We start from the raw sequence: 18,646 nt of genomic DNA on the forward strand, positions 1-18,646 counted from the left end.
ACAGAAGTGTTCAGCCTCGAGAAATAAGGCGCCATCCACGAAAATTGTTTTTCAAATTTTTGTGGATGGCGCCTTATTTCCGAAGAGGTTACTTTTGTTCCCGCCGTTTATTCGGTTATAGGTGGGTGAGGTGAACGAATGTTCCACTCCCTTTTTTTTTACATTTTTCTTTCTTTTGAAACTAAGCTACAATAGTAGAAAGTAAATAATTGGAGAATGCACATGTGGACGAGAATAACTAAACACAAAGGTTCTGCTTACCAACAGATCATGGACCAAATATTGGAAAAAATCGAAAATGGTCAATTACAACCAGGAGACAAATTACCTTCGGAAAGAATGTTTGCTGATTTTTTTGGTGTGAATCGTACGACTGTTGTTCATGCGTTAGATGAATTGCGTGGATTAGGGATATTAGAAAGTCGTCAAGGTAGCGGTCGATTTATTTCTTCGGTGACTTGGGGTGATTTTTCAGAGCCGCGGATCGATTGGCGTCAATTGATCTCTGCAAGATACGATAAAATAGTTGATAGCTATGGAGAAAAAGTCAAGGAAGCAAGTCGGAGATCCGATTTTTTAGATTTATATTCAAGTGAAATGCCGCTTGACGTGTTACCTAATGTGAAGATGCCCAATTATACATTAGAAGGTATATTAAAAGAAGAACAAGCCGTTTCCGTGTTTGGGTATCAGCCGCTGATGGAGCAGATCAGAGAACGTTTGATCAAAAATAACGGATTTTCGTTTAAAAAAAGTCAATTGCTAATCACTGGTGGGGGACAACAAGCGATTTTTCTGATTTTACAAACCATTTTGTCGGTAGGAGATGCGATCGCCGTGGAGTCTCCAACCTTTTTCTACCGTTTGCCCTTGTTTAAAGCGCTAGGCACCCGCTTGTTCGGTATCCCGCTAGATGACCAAGGGATCGATCTAGTGGAACTGGAAGAAGCCATTCATAAGCATAAGATCAAAGCGGTCTTAGTTAATCCAAATTTTCAAAATCCGACAGGTACTGTAATGGCTGCTGAACGCCGCCAACGTTTAGTCGCGCTATGTCGCAAATACCAATTGCCGATCATAGAAGATGATGTGTTTGCAGATTTAGCTTTTTCTCCAGAGAAACAAGAGGCTATCCCCCCGATCCATGTAATTGATTCGGAAAATGTGCTATATGTCGGCTCGTTATCGCGCTTGTTAGGGGAAACGACTAAAATTGGTTGGATCGTCGGTCCAGCGATTTTGATCCAACGATTGTCTGAGGCACAAAAAATGATGGATGTCTCTTTGAGTATCTTTACACAAATGGCCGCAACTGCTGTTTTTGATTCTTCTTTCGAACAAAATATGACAAATCTGCGTCAACGACTAGAAAAGAATAGTCAGCTCCTACAAGATTGGGTCGATTCGCAAGACTTCTTTCATTTAACCCCTCTTACAGGGGGATACTACGCATGGTTGACTTGGGACGGTGAAAAGTTCACGAAGCTGTTAGCAGAAAGACTATTGCGAGAGGGATTAGGGGTAGCTCCAGGCTATCTCTTTGGGGAAGATATTGGTTTAAGAATCAACTATAGCCGTTTGCGGTCTGAAGAATTGCCACGTTTCGTTGCACAAATGGACAAATTACGTACATGGCTGGAAGAAAAATAATGCGAAAGAGTAACCATAAAAAGAAAAGAAAGAGTAACTTTTGTTATTTTTTCTTTTCTTTTTTATTTTTTAGAGAAATTTCTGTAATAGGCCTATCAATCAAAAGAAATATGCGATTGCACAGGCTTATTGTTTGTAAAAAAGCCCTTATTAAGGATAAAATTAAGATAAGTGGTTTGTGTAAAGACTCACTATTTATAAAAAAATTAATACAGTGACTGGGAAAAGGTTGTAACAACTGGAATACAGAAAAGAAACAATTGTTATAAATGGGGAGAAACATCTCTGTGTTTTTTTTAGAGAAATGTAAACCGCTTACTGCCTTGTGATTAACTTCACTATATCAACAGGCATAGGGATTGTTATAATTTTTTTAAATGGTGGAAATTTGTGCTAAAAGCTTGTATTTCGGAGGAATACGTGATAATTTATTAGTGAAGCCGGAGAAATAGTGATACAGATATCGTCGCTGTTTCAACCGCGGAATGAAGAGAGTTTCTTATAGATGAGAGAGGAATGTGTGATAAATGGCAAACAAGAAAACACCTATCGACTTCCAAGCATTGCTTGAAGAAGTCAATTCAGATTTTCCGGTATACCAAGCACTTGATCAAGATGGGAAAGTAGTAAATCCTGATCTTGTTCCAGATTTAACAGATGAAGAGTTAGTAGAATTGATGACTAGCATGGTTTGGTCTCGTGTATTGGATCAACGTTCAACAGCATTGAACCGTCAAGGACGTCTTGGATTTTTTGCTCCTACAGCTGGACAAGAAGCAAGTCAATTAGCTAGTGCATTCGCTTTTGATAAAGAAGATGTACTATTACCAGGTTACCGTGATGTTCCACAATTGATCAAACACGGCTTACCTTTATCTCAAGCATTTCTATGGTCTCGTGGACATGCAGCTGGAAACTTCTACCCAGAAGAATTGAAAGCTCTACCACCACAAATCATCATTGGTGCACAATACGTCCAAGCAGCAGGTGTTGCATTAGGACTTAAAAAACGTAATAAGAAAAACGTTGTTTTCACTTATACAGGTGATGGCGGTTCTTCTCAAGGTGACTTCTATGAAGCAATCAACTTTGCTGGAGCTTATCATGCGAACGCTGTCTTCTACATCCAAAATAATGGATTTGCGATTTCAACACCTCGTGAAAAACAAACAGCAGCGAAAACATTAGCACAAAAAGCAGTAGCAGCTGGTATCCCTGGTATCCAAGTGGATGGTATGGACCCATTAGCCGTTTATACTGTTTCAAAAATGGCACGTGACTGGGCAGTTTCTGGTAACGGACCTGTATTGATCGAAACACTGACTTACCGTTACGGTCCACATACACTATCTGGTGATGACCCAACACGTTACCGTGAAAAAGACGTTGACGATGAATGGCAATTAAAAGATCCATTGATCCGTTTCCGTAAATACCTAACTGAAAAAGGCTTATGGAGCGAAGAAAAAGAAGAAGCAGTCATCGAACAAACAAAAGAAGAAATCAAAGCAGCGATTGCTGAAGCAGACAAAGTTCCAAAACAAAAAGTTTCAGATTTCTTGAAAAATATGTTTGAAGAAACACCACAAACAATTAAAGAACAAATTGCAATCTATGAAGCGAAGGAGTCGAAATAACCATGGCACAAAAAACAATGATTCAAGCAATCACAGATGCCTTAGCACTTGAACTTGAAAACGACGAAAACGTACTCGTTTTTGGTGAAGATGTCGGCAAAAACGGAGGCGTATTCCGTGCAACAGAAGGATTGCAAGAAAAATTCGGTGAAGACCGCGTATTTGACACTCCTTTAGCAGAATCAGGTATTGCCGGATTAGGTTTCGGTTTAGCTCTTGAAGGCTTCCGTCCAGTTCCTGAAATCCAATTCTTTGGTTTTATCTTCGAAGCAATGGATGAAGTTGTAGCACAAATGGCTCGTACGAGATACCGTATGGGTGGCACAAGAAATATTCCAGTAACGATCCGTTCACCATTTGGTGGTGGTGTGCATACACCTGAATTACACTCAGATAACCTAGAAGGATTGATTGCTCAATCTCCTGGTATCCGTGTAGTGATTCCATCAAATCCATATGATGCAAAAGGATTGTTGATTGCTTCTATTAGAAGTAACGACCCTGTTGTCTTCTTGGAGCATATGAAACTTTATCGTTCATTCCGTGAGGAAGTGCCAGATGAAGCTTATGAAGTGCCTTTAGACAAAGCCGCAGTGACTCGTGAAGGAACAGATGTATCGATCATCACTTACGGTGCAATGGTACGTGAAGCCATCAAAGCAGCAGATAATCTTGAAAAAGAAGGTATCTCTGTTGAGATCGTTGACCTACGAACAGTTGCTCCATTAGATGTTGAAACAATCATCAAATCTGTTGAAAAAACAGGTCGTGTCGTTGTTGTTCAAGAAGCACAACGTCAAGCAGGCGTAAGCACTCAAGTGATCTCTGAAATCTCTGAACGTGCAATTCTTTCATTAGAAGCACCAATCGGACGCGTTTCTGCACCAGATACTGTTTTCCCATTCGGTCAAGCAGAAAACATCTGGTTGCCAAATGCTTCTGACATCGAAGCAAAAGTAAAAGAAATCGCAGAATTTTAAGGAAAGAAAGGACGTTAAAAACCCATGGCTTACCAATTTAAATTACCTGATATCGGTGAAGGTATCGCAGAAGGTGAAATCGTTAAATGGTTCGTTCAACCAGGCGATACGATCAATGAAGACGATACATTATTAGAAGTACAAAATGACAAATCAGTGGAAGAAATTCCATCTCCAGTAACAGGAACAGTGAAAAGTATCGTTGTTCCAGAAGGTACAGTCGCAAATGTTGGTGATGTATTGGTCGAGATCGATGCACCAGGACATGAAGGAAACGAAGAAAGCGGAAGCGAAGGTGTAGCAGCTACTGAGCAAACACCTGAAGCACCAGCTGCTGAACCAACAACGGAAAGTTCATCTGCATCAGCAGAAGCTTCTGACGGTGGCGTATTCCAATTCAAATTACCTGATATCGGTGAAGGTATCGCAGAAGGTGAGATCGTAAAATGGTTTGTTAAAGCCGGCGACACGATCAATGAAGACGATACATTATTAGAAGTACAAAATGACAAATCAGTGGAAGAAATTCCATCTCCAGTAACAGGAACAGTGAAAACAATCGTTGTTTCTGAAGGTACAGTTGCAAATGTTGGTGACGTATTGGTTGAGATCGACGCACCAGGACACAATAGTGCACCTGCAAGTAAACCAGCGGCAGCTGCAACAACTGATACAAAAGTGGAAACTTCAGGTTCTTCAAGTATTCCTGAAGCGGCAAACCCAGATAAACGCGTATTAGCAATGCCATCTGTTCGTCAATTCGCTCGCGAAAAAGACGTGGATATCAGCCAAGTTTCTGCAACTGGAAAAGGCGGACGTGTGACAAAAGAAGATATCGAAAACTTCTTGTCAGGTGGAGGCGCTCCAGTAGCTGCAAGCAAACCTGCTGAATCAGCTGCACCTAAAGAAGCATCTGCTGAAAAACCAGCTGAAACAAAAGCTGCTCCAGCAAAAGCATTCAAATCGAACTTAGGCGATCTAGAAGAACGTGTGGCATTGACACCAACACGTAAAGCAATTGCCAAAGCAATGGTCAACAGCAAACAAACAGCACCTCATGTCACTTTACATGATGAAGTAGAAGTAACAAATCTTTGGGATAACCGTAAGAAATTCAAAGAAGTGGCAGCTGCTAACGGCACGAAATTAACGTTCTTGCCTTACGTTGTCAAAGCGTTGACTGCAACAGTCAAAAAATTCCCAATCTTGAATGCGTCAATCGATGATGCAAAACAAGAAATCGTTTATAAAAACTATTACAATATCGGTATCGCAACAGATACAGATCATGGTTTGTATGTGCCAAACGTGAAAGATGCTGACCGTAAAGGAATGTTTGCGATCGCAGACGAAATCAACGAGAAAGCAAAACTTGCACATGATGGTAAACTAGCGGCAGACGATATGCGTAATGGAACAATCACGATCAGTAACATTGGTTCAGTTGGTGGCGGTTGGTTCACACCAGTAATCAACTACCCTGAAGTAGCGATCCTAGGTGTAGGTACAATTGCACAACAACCAATCGTCAATGCTGAAGGTGAAATCGTTGTGGGCCGTGTGATGAAATTATCATTGAGTTTCGATCACCGAATCGTCGATGGTGCGACAGCACAACAAGCAATGAATAACATCAAACGTTTATTAGCTGATCCAGAGCTATTAATGATGGAAGGATGAGAAACAAATGGTAGTTGGAGATTTTGCTGTTGAATTAGATACAGTTGTAATCGGTGCGGGACCTGGCGGCTATGTCGCTGCCATCCGCGCTGCTGAAATGGGCCAAAAAGTAGCGATCATCGAAAGAGAATATATCGGCGGCGTTTGTTTGAACGTTGGTTGTATTCCTTCTAAAGCGTTGATCGCAGCAGGTCATCATTATCAAGAATCACTTGATTCATCCATGTTTGGTGTAACAAGTGAAAATGTCTCACTTGATTTTACAAAAACACAAGAGTGGAAAGACAACAAAGTAGTAAAAACATTGACTTCAGGTGTCGGCTACTTGTTGAAAAAACACAAAGTTGAAACGATTGAAGGCGAAGCATTCTTCGTGGACGATCACACATTACGCGTGATCCATCCCGATTCTGCTCAAACTTATTCATTCAACCATGCTATCGTTGCGACAGGTTCTCGTCCAATTGAAATCCCTGGCTTTAAATTTGGTGGTCGTGTCTTAGATTCTACAGGTGGATTAAGCCTGACAGAAGTTCCTAAGAAATTCGTCATCATCGGCGGCGGGGTAATCGGTGCTGAACTTGGAGCTGCTTACGCAAACTTAGGTTCTGAAGTAACGATCCTTGAAGGTTCACCACAAATTTTACCTACGTACGAAAAAGACTTGGTGAAATTAGTGGAAGATGATTTCAAGAAAAAAGGCGTAACAGTTATTACAAATGCAATGGCTAAAGAATCAATCGACAATGGCGATAGCGTAACTGTAAAATATGCGGTAGACGGAAAAGAAGAATCAGTAACAGCTGACTACGTGATGGTCACAGTTGGTCGTCGTCCAAATACTGAAGACATGGGCTTAGAACAAGCTGGTGTTGAAATCGGTGAACGTGGCTTGATCCCAGTTGACAATCAAGGACGTACAAACGTACCTAACATCTTTGCAATCGGCGATATCGTTCCAGGAGCTGCTTTAGCACATAAAGCAAGCTACGAAGCAAAAATTGCAGCAGAAGCAATCTCTGGTAAAAAAGTAGCAGTTGACTACAAAGCGATGCCAGCTGTTGCCTTTACTGATCCTGAATTAGCATCAGTAGGAATGACGATCAAAGAAGCAAAAGAAGCAGGACTAGAAGCGACAGCTTATAAATTCCCATTCTCTGGGAACGGTCGTGCATTATCATTAGGTAAAACAGAAGGATTTATCCGCTTAGTAACAACCAATGAAGACAATGTCATCATTGGGGCACAAATCGGCGGAGTTGGAGCAAGTGATATGGTTTCTGAACTTGCTTTGGCAATTGAGTCAGGTATGAACGCTGAAGATATCGCGTTGACGATCCATCCACATCCATCTTTAGGTGAGATCACAATGGACGCAGCCGAATTAGCTTTAGGTTTACCGATCCATATTTAATCATTCAACTAAATGCAACTTTCTCTGAGAAGAGAGGGTTGCGTTTTTTTATATTCTGTATATCGACTATAAAATTATTATGTAAACTAAAATAGAGTAAAACCACTTGGAAGATGCCTTCTTTCTATGATAAACTGAAAGAGATGAATAGAATAGGAGATAGTATCTATGAATGAGTATCAATATCCATTAGACTTGGACTGGACCACTGAAGAAATGGTCATCGTGATGAACATGTGGGAAGCTCTCGAAAAAGCGAATGAGCAAGGGATCAATAATCAAGAATTTTTAAAAACCTATCAACAATTCAAAACAGTGATCAAATCGATCGGAGAAGAAAAACGCTTAGGACGCGAATTTGAAAAAGCTTCAGGCTATTCCCTATACCGTACTGTCCAAGAGGCAAAGAAGAACACGAACAAAATGCTGAAAATGAATGGGTGAGACAATGGAAAAAATGATTAAGGAAATCGTGACCTGGTTAGTAGCAGCAAAAGAAAAGATCGTCCATGCGCAAAATGATCAGCTAATGGTCACAGAAAAATCGAATCGTAAAGACCTAGTGACGAACATGGATCGGGAAATCCAAGCTTTTTTGATCAACAAAATCCATTCCGTCTATCCGCAAGCAAAAATCTTGGCAGAAGAAGAAGGATACAATGAATTATCTGATTTGAGTGGTCAAGTCTTTATCATTGATCCCATTGACGGTACGTTGAACTTCGTGGTTCAAGGAGAAAACTTTTGTATCATGCTTGCTTATTACGAAGATGGAGTGGGGCAGCTAGGATTCATCTATGATGTCATGCGTGAGGAATTATACTGGGGTGGTAAAACGATTGGTGTTTACAAAAACGATGTAAAACTACCTCAACCCCAAGATCTTCCTTTAGAGAAAGGATTAGTAGCAATCAATAGCTATCTCTTCGGTCATGATCGATTCAATATCCATGCCATCGGTGAACAAAGTATCGGCGTTCGGATGTGTGGCTGTGCAGGCTTAGAGTTGATTGCAATGTTAAAAGGAAACCACATAGGTTATATCTCCAATCTAAGCCCTTGGGATTATGCAGCTGGTAATGTCTTGTTGGAAGAGTTCGGTATGCGATATAGTGGGTTTTCCGGTGCGCCGTTGACTTTCAGTGGCAGAGAATATTATTTAGCCGCAACGCCAACAGCCTATGCGACCATACTTGACATGCTTCAATTGGATTGATTAATTTTCTAGCTTTGAGATACATCCATCAAAAAAGCTCTTATAAAATAAGTGGAGGATGATAAGATTGTTTTTTTTCGCAATGTAGTCCTTCGCTTATTTTTTTGAGCGAGTATAGTATCGGAGCATTCATTTATAGAATATGCTAATGGAAAATTTTTTGTAATGGCTGTTTTTTTACATAAATTCGGTTTTTTCGGGCTGTTTTGATTAGAAAAAGGGCGAATTATTAATTTTCTCGAAAAAATGAAAACATTTCACTATATTTCATGAAAAAAGTTTGGTATAATAAACAGTCGAGTAAAATTGCCCTGTGATAAAGAATCGATAAAAAAGGAGTTACTTAAATTGAATAAAAGAAATGACATCCGTAACGTAGCGATCATCGCCCACGTCGACCACGGAAAAACAACATTAGTTGATGAACTATTAAAACAATCTGACACATTAGACGCCCACACTCAATTACAAGAACGTGCGATGGACTCAAACGCACTTGAACAAGAACGTGGAATCACAATCTTAGCGAAAAATACAGCTGTTGATTATAAAGGGATTCGCGTCAATATCATGGATACACCTGGACACGCGGACTTCGGTGGTGAAGTAGAACGTATCATGAAAATGGTAGACGGCGTGGTTTTAGTTGTAGATGCCTATGAAGGAACAATGCCTCAAACACGTTTCGTATTGAAAAAGGCTTTAGAACAACATATCACACCGATCGTTGTTGTAAACAAAATCGACAAACCATCTGCTCGTCCAGAGTTCGTGGTAGATGAAGTCTTAGAATTATTTATCGAATTAGGCGCAGACGATGATCAATTGGATTTCCCAGTGATCTACGCATCTGCTTTGAACGGAACATCAAGCTTATCCGACGATCCAGCGGACCAAGAACCAACAATGGCACCGATCTTTGATACGATTGTCGAAGCTATCCCTGCACCAGTTGACAATAGCGATGAACCTTTACAATTCCAAGTATCATTACTTGATTACAATGATTATGTTGGACGTATCGGTATCGGCCGTGTCTTCAGAGGGAAAATCAAAGTTGGTGACCAAGTATCACTGATCAAACTTGATGGCACAGTGAAGAAATTCCGTGTGACAAAATTATTTGGTTTCTTTGGCTTGCAACGTTTAGAGATCCAAGAAGCAAAAGCTGGCGATTTGATCGCTGTCTCAGGAATGGAAGATATCTTCGTTGGGGAAACAGTTACACCAGTCGATCATCAAGAAGCATTACCGATCTTGCATATCGACGAACCAACATTACAAATGACTTTCTTAGTCAATAACTCTCCATTTGCTGGACGCGAAGGTAAATACGTGACATCACGTAAAATCGAAGAACGTTTGATGGCAGAATTACAAACAGACGTATCGCTTCGTGTTGAACCAACGAATTCACCAGATGCTTGGACAGTTTCAGGTCGTGGTGAACTTCATTTATCGATCTTGATCGAGAACATGCGTCGTGAAGGTTATGAATTACAAGTATCACGTCCAGAAGTCATCGAAAGAGAAATTGACGGCGTGAAATGTGAACCATTTGAACGTGTTCAAATCGACACACCAGAAGAATACATGGGTAGTGTCATCGAATCATTGAGCCAACGTAAAGGTGAAATGCAAGACATGGTCCATACAGGAAATGGTCAAATTCGTTTGACATTCTTGACACCTGCTCGTGGATTGATCGGTTACTCAACAGAATTCTTATCTATGACTCGTGGTTACGGAATCATGAACCATACATTTGATCAATATTTGCCAATGCTTCCTGGCCAAATCGGCGGACGTCACCAAGGTGCGTTAGTATCCATCGATACAGGTAAAGCAACAACGTATTCAATCATGAGTATCGAAGAACGTGGTACGGTGTTTGTGGAACCAGGAACAGAAGTATACGAAGGTATGATCATCGGTGAAAACAGCCGTGAGAATGACTTGACAGTCAATATCACAAAAGCAAAACAAATGACCAACGTTCGTTCTGCTAACAAAGACCAAACATCAGTCATCAAAAAACCAAAACAATTAACACTTGAAGAATCATTAGAATTCTTGAACGACGATGAATACTGTGAAGTAACACCAGAAAACATCCGTCTAAGAAAACAAATCTTAGAAAAAAATGCACGTGAAAAAGCATCTAAAAAGAAAAAATAATTATTTTGACCGAATCTTAGAGAAAAATCTCTGGGGTTCGGTTTTTTTTGTTATCTATGATCAATCATCATCCAAACATAGTTATCCAATAAAAAATTAGTTAAAAGTAGTTTGTGGATTGCTATTCTTCTATATGATGTTTTTTTTGTACATTCAAAAGCAATCACAAAAGTGTAACATTTCTTGATAGATAAAAGTAAATAACACTATTCTTTCAATTTATACCAATTAACATAAAAAAAATGGCGTTATCAAAAAGTGTATTTAGGTTTAGAGTTGAAGAGGGAAAGTTCTAACAAAATAGTATCGATGATGGGGGATGAAAAAAATGTAAAAAAGGAAAAGCAAATGACTTTATAACAAAATGAATACTTGCTTTTGAATGATCATTAAAAAAGGAGGAGTATAGAAGACTAAAGATGAGAATGATTGCTTATTCAACTGAATATTTTCTAAGACTTCTCCGAACATTTGTAGAATAAATGGAGGTAAATCTTAGAAAAATGAAAAAGACAAAAATTCTGAACGGCTTGATGATCGTTGGTTTAATGTTAGGGAATATGAATGGTGCTATTGTTCAAGCGGTCTCGCATTTAGAGTCAAAGACTGACAAGGCATCACTTGTGGAAAAAAAACAGGCCACAGCAGAATCAAGTCAAGAAGAGAGCAAAACAACAAACAAAAAAAGTTTAGCTACTAATGAGTCAGAAAAAAAAGAAAGTCTTGAACAATCAATTGAGAAAAATAAAAAGACGAGTACCAAGAACAATAATCCAAGTGACAATCTCAACAGTGCTCAAGGGAACGATGGAGATTACTTTAAACCAACTACTGATTCCACTTTACTAAAAATTGGTCAGGAGCAGATGGCTCGAGTACAATCAGATCTATCGAAAGTAACGTTTAATATTTCCAACTTGCAGCATGAGAAAGACGATAGCTTTGAAGTTTTAAAATTTTCGGACGGTATATTTCCAGAAAATAAAGGGATTGTTATGTCTCCAGTTGGTGCAGGACTTTCTGATGTCTATTGGACTCAGGTAGATTCCGATAGTGGGAATTGGCGAATGCGTTTTTACTCTACAATGCAGTCTTATTCCAAAATCGATTTAAACGTAAAATTTACTCGTCTAAAATATGGTTCCATTAGTGGGAATGAAGTATTTGCATTTCCAAGAGTAGGTTTTGTATATAGTCCTACCTCTAACATAGATAGCTTTAGATCATTTCTTATGGCAGCTAAGTTAGAAGTACGGTTACCGACTGCTGAAGAGGAAATCGGTAAAATTGAAGCAACTGCAAAAGAAGGCACACATAAACTCATGCAAAATACTCAATCGATCCCTAATCCAGAAACTTATCTAGATGTAAAAAATACACGTGGAAAAGTTGAGTATAGTTGGAAAACAGCTCCTGATACAACGAAAGTAGGGAAGCAAGATACGAAGATCTTGGTAAAAGACGAGTCGGGTAGAGAAATAGAAGCGATAGTCCCAATCACTGTGGAACCTTTAGCTGTAGAAATCAAAGGGAAACCAGGGCCATTTGACATTTATCAATATGATAAATTGCCAGATGTGACTAAATACTTTGAAGTGACCAATCATTATAGTACCTATACGCTAAAATGGCTCGATGATGTGAACACTGATTCACCAGGAGTACAAATGTGGCGAGCAAAGGTAACGACCTCTGATGGACGTGAAGCAACTGCTTCGATCCAGATGGATGTGAAGCCACATGAAGGCTTAAAGGTTAATTTAAAACCAATTGAGGATCGAAGACTCGGTTATACTTATCCAACATTTGCAACAAATTTCAGAGATTACATTGATTCAGTCACCATGCATGGTGAACCAGTTGAATTAAGAGATCTTGAATTTATTCCAGAAGAAAGTATTGAAGCGGATTATCGTTTAGGTGGCGCTCAAACGCTCAAATTAACAGTTCAAACCAAGCATCCAAATAGTGGTGTAATGATAAAAGGAACTGGTGAGGTAACACTCAATGTTCTTTGGGACCATTAGATTTTGATGAAATCAATCAGTGGTGGATCAGCAGGATCCTTTTCTCTAAGAACGGATAACTCAGGAAAAGAAACGGCAAAAATTGTATTTGGTATGGGATTACCGACTCAAATAAATACACCAGTTGGTCCTCAAAATTCCCCATTTTCATTGTATTATTCGTTTGAAGTTTTACGAGGTGAAACAGTTGTTTATAGCCAAGAAGTAACAAATCGAGCAACTTGGCAACAAATCTTAGATAAATTTGGAGATTCTACTGGAACGATCGATGTCCGTTACGATGATGTCATTAAAATCTATCATCCAGAACGAACCCCGAATAGTTCAGTCTTAATGATTGATGAAAAGGAACAGGATTATACATATGATACGGCGTACGCCTACTATAAGATTACTCCTTATGGATTTGATCCATTCCCCTTACTAGAAGCAGAAGCTTCACAAAAGAGTTTTGTTTTAGGAGAGAGCACAAAGACGATTGATCCAGCTTCCTTAATAAAAAATGTGACGATCAATGGTCGGGTAGTTGATAGTAGCTTATACGAAGTAGAATCATTGATCGACTTTGATACTAGTACCATCGGAACTAGAAAAATGAAATTGAAAGTGACAATGAATGATGGTCTTTCAGCAGAGGAATTCGAAGTCGATTATCAAGTCAAATGGGGCAGCACATTCGTATTGAAAGGCTTGGATGATGCAACAGTTGGCGCATTTAGTCTACTGAAAGAAAACGATCAATGGGCATTACATGCTAGTCAAGGTGTAAGTGGAACGGACTTGAGTCAACCGGTCAATAATCATTTTGGCCGAGACATTTACTATGGTATTGAAGTGATCGAAAATATTACTACTAAGTACCAATATAACGTGCTAGGAAATCAATCGATCAGAGAAGGGATCGAAGGGTTCAATCAAGGGAAACCATTAGACGTCAAACAAGGCGATGTCATCAAAGTGTATCATGCTGAACCAACAGGTAATAGTTTATTGATGCAAGATGAATTGGCAAAAGACTTTACGATGGGCTCAAATAATGCCTATTACGAAGTCACCGAGCATGGATTAGAACCGATCCTTGCGATTTCTACGGATACTAAACCACAAGAATTTAGCTTAGGTGATGATGCCGCGGGAATTGATGGAACGCAACTGATCAATCAGGTAACGATCAACGGTACCGAGCTAACACCGGATCTATATACAGTGAAACAATTAGGAAACTTCGATACAACCACAGTCGGTCAAAAAGAACTTGCTATCCAATTTGACACGAAAGATGGGGTAGTATCAAAAGTCATCACAGTGCCTTATGAAGTGAAATGGGGCAGAACGATCGTGATGAAATCAAGTACTGGCGGTTCAGCAGGGGTTTTCTCACTGCAAACTACTAACACGACCAGACAATTGAAAATCCATCATGGCTTTGACTCGCCATTAGATGAGCGCTTAGGAAACGATCAAGACCTCTATTATTCAATTGAAGTCTTACGTGGCGAAAGAGTCCAGTATAGTCAAGAAGTCCCAGGTCGTGTCACGCTACAAGACGTCATCAACAGTTTTGGAACTAATGGTACTCAAGCTGTCACTGTCCAGTTAGATGATGTGATCAAAATTTATCACCCGCAAAAATCTCCTGGTAGCTCGGTACTGATGGTCGATGAACTAGAAGAAGACTTCACTTATGGTTCAGATTATGCGTATTACAAAGTAACGACATATGGCTTTGAAGCAATGCCAGTCATGGAAGTCCATACAGCTAATAAAGCCTTTTATCTCGCACAAGATGTGACTACTGTAGCTGATGCTGAATTAATTGATCGTGTGACGATCAACGGCAAAACAGTCGATCCAGAGGAATACACGATCGAAAGACGTTCAGAAATCGATACGACAACGGTAGGAAATAAAAACGTCGCTATGCGTGTGAAAATGAACGATGGTTTATCTAGTGTACAACTTGAACTTCCTTATCAAGTCAAATGGGGAAGTACATTTGTTCTGAAAGGCGAAGAGAAAGAAGGGAAAAGAGGGATCGTCGGCTCTTTTAGCCTGCTTGATCAAAATGATGAGTTGGCTATCTATGCCACGAAAGGCGAAGATGAAACAGAACTTAATGCGCCAGTCAACTCTGCCTATGGTCGGAATGCCTATTATCGAATCGACATCTTAGCAGATCCTAAAAATAAAGCAAATAGTTTATTTCCCGATAACATCAAATATACTTATGAAGTGGCAGGTAATCAAACGGTTCGTCAAGCAATCGAAGGGTTCAATAATGGAGAATCACTACCTGTGGAAGAAGGAGACATTTTCCGTGTCTACCATGCAGAAACAGATAATCAGAACTTACTGATGTGGGATAATATCGTCAAAAACTATACAGCTGGGTTGAATTACGCTTATTACGAAGTCAAGAATGGAGAGTTTGAGCCAATTACGATGATCCACGCAGATGTTGCTAGTCAAGAACTCGTCTTAGGTGAAGATACCAGTGAAGTAGACGTGACAACGTTGGTTGAGAATGTTGCATTCAACGGACAGAGTTTGAACACAGAGCTTTATAAAGTAGAACAAACGGGAGCGTTTGATACACATACGACAGGAGAAAAAACAGTAACGGTAAAAGTATCAACCGCAGATGGTGTTTCTTCGACCGACATCGAAGTGCCTTATGAAGTGAAATGGGGTAGCACGATCCACTTGAAAAATCGTAAAGGTGAAACGGTGGGATCGTTTGGACTACTTAAAAACAGCAAACAAATCGAGATCCAATCTGTCCAAGGAACCGATCAAACAGTTTTAAAAAATAGAGTGAATGAATACGATGACACCGAAGTATATTACGGGATCGAGATCCTCAATGAACGCAAGCAAAGCAAATACCAATACGAAGTTCGTGGCACACAAACGATCGAACAAGCGATTTCACGCTTTAACACTGGTAAATCGCTGGCGGTGACCACAGGGGATATCGTAAAGGTTTATCATGTAGATACTAGTAACAATTTATTGATGGCAGAAGAGAACGAACGAAACTACACCTATGGCAGTAATTACGCTTATTATAAGGTAACAGATTATGGTTTTGAGCCTACAGGTGAGTTGACCGTTGAACCTGCTCAGCCTTCTTTTGCACAAGGGACAGAAAGAGTTGACCTGAAATCGTTAGTAAAAGAAGTTAAAGTGAATGGACGTGTAATACCTAAAAACGTCTATACTGTTTCTTTAGATGGGACATCTGAAATCGATACAGAAACTATGGGAAGTCGCTTTGTTTCCCTCGATGTCAAAGTGGATCGGAGTTACGGAAGTTTATCTACTCGTACAGAATCTTCATATGAAATCGTTGAACCTGGTCAAGAAACAACACCAGGAGAGGAGGATGCTACTGCAGGAGAAGGAGCAGAAGGTACTGACACATCAAACGACCCAGATGCAGAAGGGATTTCTGCAGAAACAGGTTTAGGAGAGGCTTCTGGTGCAGATGGCAATGGAAGTAACTTGCCACAAACAAATCAAACGATCAACCGGGTACTGCCATATATTGGTGTATGCTTGTTACTAGCGGTCGGCTTTGTTTTATGGAAGAGAAAAACAGCTAAAAACTAGTTTGATAGACAGTATTCAACAGTTAAAATGACAACGATGCAGTCGAAAGAGCGAAAGTGATATATACTTTGGCATTCTTTCGACTGTTTTTTTATGGTCACTAAAGAAGTCATGTGTAAGAAATGAAAAACTAAATCTGATGAGTAAAAAACAAAAATCTTAAAATTGATAGTCGCGTATTAGCTGTGGAGAACTTAAAGAAACTAAAAATGAAAGCAAGAATGGCAAGATGAATTTTTTAAAGGACTTTTAAAAAACTCAAAATACCTGATTTTTAGTTTCACAACAGCTATATTGTTTCACAGGGCGAGACTTGCTCTTATGAGCAGACAGAAGTAGAATAGATAGTACATGTTTGATGAATCATCCGGGAAAATGCGTAATTAATAGTTGGATGAGGTATTCAAAAGTTGAAAGAGTAAAAATAATCAGAGATTGAGGAGGGCGCATATGGAGCAGTTATTAAAAAAGTATTTTGGATATGAGCTTTTCCGCCCAGGTCAAAAAGAAATCATTGAAAAAATCATGGCTCAAGAAGATGTGTTGGGCATCATGCCGACTGGAAGCGGAAAGTCAATATGCTATCAGCTACCTGCGCTAGCCTTGGAAGGATTGACGATCGTTGTTTCTCCCTTGATCTCCTTGATGAAAGATCAAGTGGATGCTGCGAATCAATTGGGGATCGCAGCTACATTTATCAATAGTTCATTAGATGGATATGAAGTGGCACAACGTTTTCGTTCATTAGATGAGGGAAACTATCAATTGTTATATGTTGCACCAGAACGTTTTATCATGCCTGATTTTATCCAAGCGATGAATCGCTGGTCCGTTCGCTTGATCGCCATTGACGAAGCCCATTGTATCTCTCAATGGGGGCATGATTTCAGACCAAGTTATTTGCAGATGGCGAATATTTTGGAAGGTATCCCTCAGCGTCCGCCCATCGTTGCTTTGACAGCAACTGCCACTGTTCCTGTAGCAACAGATATCAAAAGACTTTTAAAAATTCCTGAAAAGAATCATATTCAAACTGGATTTGCACGAGAAAATCTACGGTTGCAAGTCATCAAAGATCAAAAAAAAGAACAGTATTTGGTCGAGTATTTGAAAGTGAATCAAAACCAATCAGGCATCATTTATGCTGCGACTAGAAAAGAAGTGGATCGACTATATCAGTTGTTGACAAAATTTGGTTTTTCCGTCGGCAGATACCATGGCGGTATTTCAGAAAGGGAACGAACGGAAATGCAAGAAGCCTTCCTCTATGATCGGATCCAGCTATTAGTAGCAACGAATGCTTTTGGGATGGGAATCAATAAAAGTAATATTCGTTTTGTCATTCACTATCAAATCCCAGGTTCATTAGAAGCTTATTATCAAGAAGCTGGTCGTGCAGGAAGAGATGGCTTACCTAGTGAAGCCATTTTGCTATTTGCGCCACAAGATGTGCAAGTCCAAAAGTTTTTTGTTCAACAATCGCAACGTGAGGAAGCACAAAAGCATAAGGAATACGACAAGATCCGAGCGATGACTGAATACGTCCATATCGAATCCTGTCTTCAACGATATATTCTTTCTTACTTTGGAGAAGCAAGCGAGCCTTGTCAGCGTTGTGGTAACTGCCTTGATGATCGTGAACTGGTCGATGTGACTACAGAAACGCAAATGGTCTTGTCTTGTTTGAAACGAATGGGTGAGAACTACGGAAAACAACTACTGATGAAAGTTCTTGCCGGATCAAAAGATCAGAAAATCAAACAGTTTCACTTTGATCGATTGTCTACGTATGGGTTACTAAAGAAACAGTCACAAAAAAATATATTACAGTTGATCGACTATCTGATCTCAAGTGGCTACTTACTTGCAGCTAGTGGAGAATACCCTGTATTGAAAGTCAGTGACCTAGGGGTACAGGTACTTATGGGAAAAGTAACAGTCCATAAAAAGGAACCTAAAAAAGTGCAGCAATTGTCGAATGAAGAAACAGATGGTCTATTTGAAGTATTACGCCAGTTGCGGACCGACTTAGCTGCTGATGCGGGCGTTCCACCATACGTTGTTTTTTCAGATGCAACACTCAAAGAAATGAGTCGGAATCGTCCAAATGACCGATTAGCACTTCTGCAAATCAAAGGGGTAGGACAAAGTAAGCTTGATAAGTATGGCGAGATGTTCTTGCAAGCGATCCAAAATTTCCAAGAAAGCGCTACGCAAAGTGATAGTTAAAAAACATAAAAAAAAGCCTAGAT

At 39.7% G+C, this 18,646-nt stretch carries 11 protein-coding genes; all 11 read left to right on the forward strand.

Translation table 11 applies throughout. From position 1 onward, the window contains the following. The first annotated feature begins 222 nt into the window (after positions 1-222). Positions 223-1,650 carry an aminotransferase-like domain-containing protein gene (locus CUS89_RS12885; protein ID WP_104872416.1) on the forward strand — a complete coding sequence of 476 codons (1,428 nt, stop codon included), beginning with the start codon at positions 223-225 and terminating at the stop codon, positions 1,648-1,650. A gap of 527 nt (positions 1,651-2,177) precedes the next feature. Further along, positions 2,178-3,287, forward strand: a complete 1,110-nt coding sequence (pdhA, locus tag CUS89_RS12895) for a pyruvate dehydrogenase (acetyl-transferring) E1 component subunit alpha (RefSeq protein ID WP_010735671.1) — start codon at positions 2,178-2,180, stop codon at positions 3,285-3,287. A gap of 2 nt (positions 3,288-3,289) precedes the next feature. Further along, complete coding sequence (locus tag CUS89_RS12900; RefSeq protein WP_010735670.1) at positions 3,290-4,267, forward strand: alpha-ketoacid dehydrogenase subunit beta; 978 nt, start codon at positions 3,290-3,292, stop codon at positions 4,265-4,267. Positions 4,268-4,291: 24 nt separating this feature from the next. Next, positions 4,292-5,947 (forward strand): dihydrolipoyllysine-residue acetyltransferase, encoded by a 1,656-nt coding sequence (locus CUS89_RS12905; protein ID WP_104872418.1) that lies wholly within the window; start codon positions 4,292-4,294, stop codon positions 5,945-5,947. Between the two features lie 7 nt (positions 5,948-5,954). Then, positions 5,955-7,361: a dihydrolipoyl dehydrogenase gene (lpdA, locus tag CUS89_RS12910; RefSeq protein WP_010735668.1), complete on the forward strand. Its 1,407-nt coding sequence runs from the start codon at positions 5,955-5,957 to the stop codon at positions 7,359-7,361. A 168-nt stretch (positions 7,362-7,529) separates the two neighbouring features. Then, positions 7,530-7,805, forward strand: a complete 276-nt coding sequence (locus CUS89_RS12915; RefSeq protein ID WP_104872419.1) for a UPF0223 family protein — start codon at positions 7,530-7,532, stop codon at positions 7,803-7,805. 4 nt (positions 7,806-7,809) lie between these two features. Continuing rightward, complete coding sequence (locus CUS89_RS12920) at positions 7,810-8,577, forward strand: inositol monophosphatase family protein (RefSeq protein WP_104872514.1); 768 nt, start codon at positions 7,810-7,812, stop codon at positions 8,575-8,577. Positions 8,578-8,925: 348 nt separating this feature from the next. Next, positions 8,926-10,755, forward strand: coding sequence for a translational GTPase TypA (gene typA / locus CUS89_RS12925; protein ID WP_065096760.1), 1,830 nt, complete (start codon positions 8,926-8,928; stop codon positions 10,753-10,755). A gap of 503 nt (positions 10,756-11,258) precedes the next feature. Next, positions 11,259-12,782, forward strand: coding sequence for a hypothetical protein (locus CUS89_RS12930; RefSeq protein ID WP_104872420.1), 1,524 nt, complete (start codon positions 11,259-11,261; stop codon positions 12,780-12,782). A 6-nt stretch (positions 12,783-12,788) separates the two neighbouring features. Further along, positions 12,789-16,394, forward strand: a complete 3,606-nt coding sequence (locus CUS89_RS12935) for an LPXTG cell wall anchor domain-containing protein (RefSeq protein WP_104872421.1) — start codon at positions 12,789-12,791, stop codon at positions 16,392-16,394. A gap of 450 nt (positions 16,395-16,844) precedes the next feature. Continuing rightward, positions 16,845-18,623, forward strand: coding sequence for a DNA helicase RecQ (gene recQ, locus CUS89_RS12940; RefSeq protein ID WP_104872422.1), 1,779 nt, complete (start codon positions 16,845-16,847; stop codon positions 18,621-18,623). The last annotated feature ends 23 nt before the right edge of the window (positions 18,624-18,646 follow it).

It is taken from the genome of Enterococcus mundtii, assembly GCF_002947535.1.
Taxonomy (GTDB): Bacteria; Bacillota; Bacilli; order Lactobacillales; family Enterococcaceae; genus Enterococcus_B; species Enterococcus_B mundtii_B.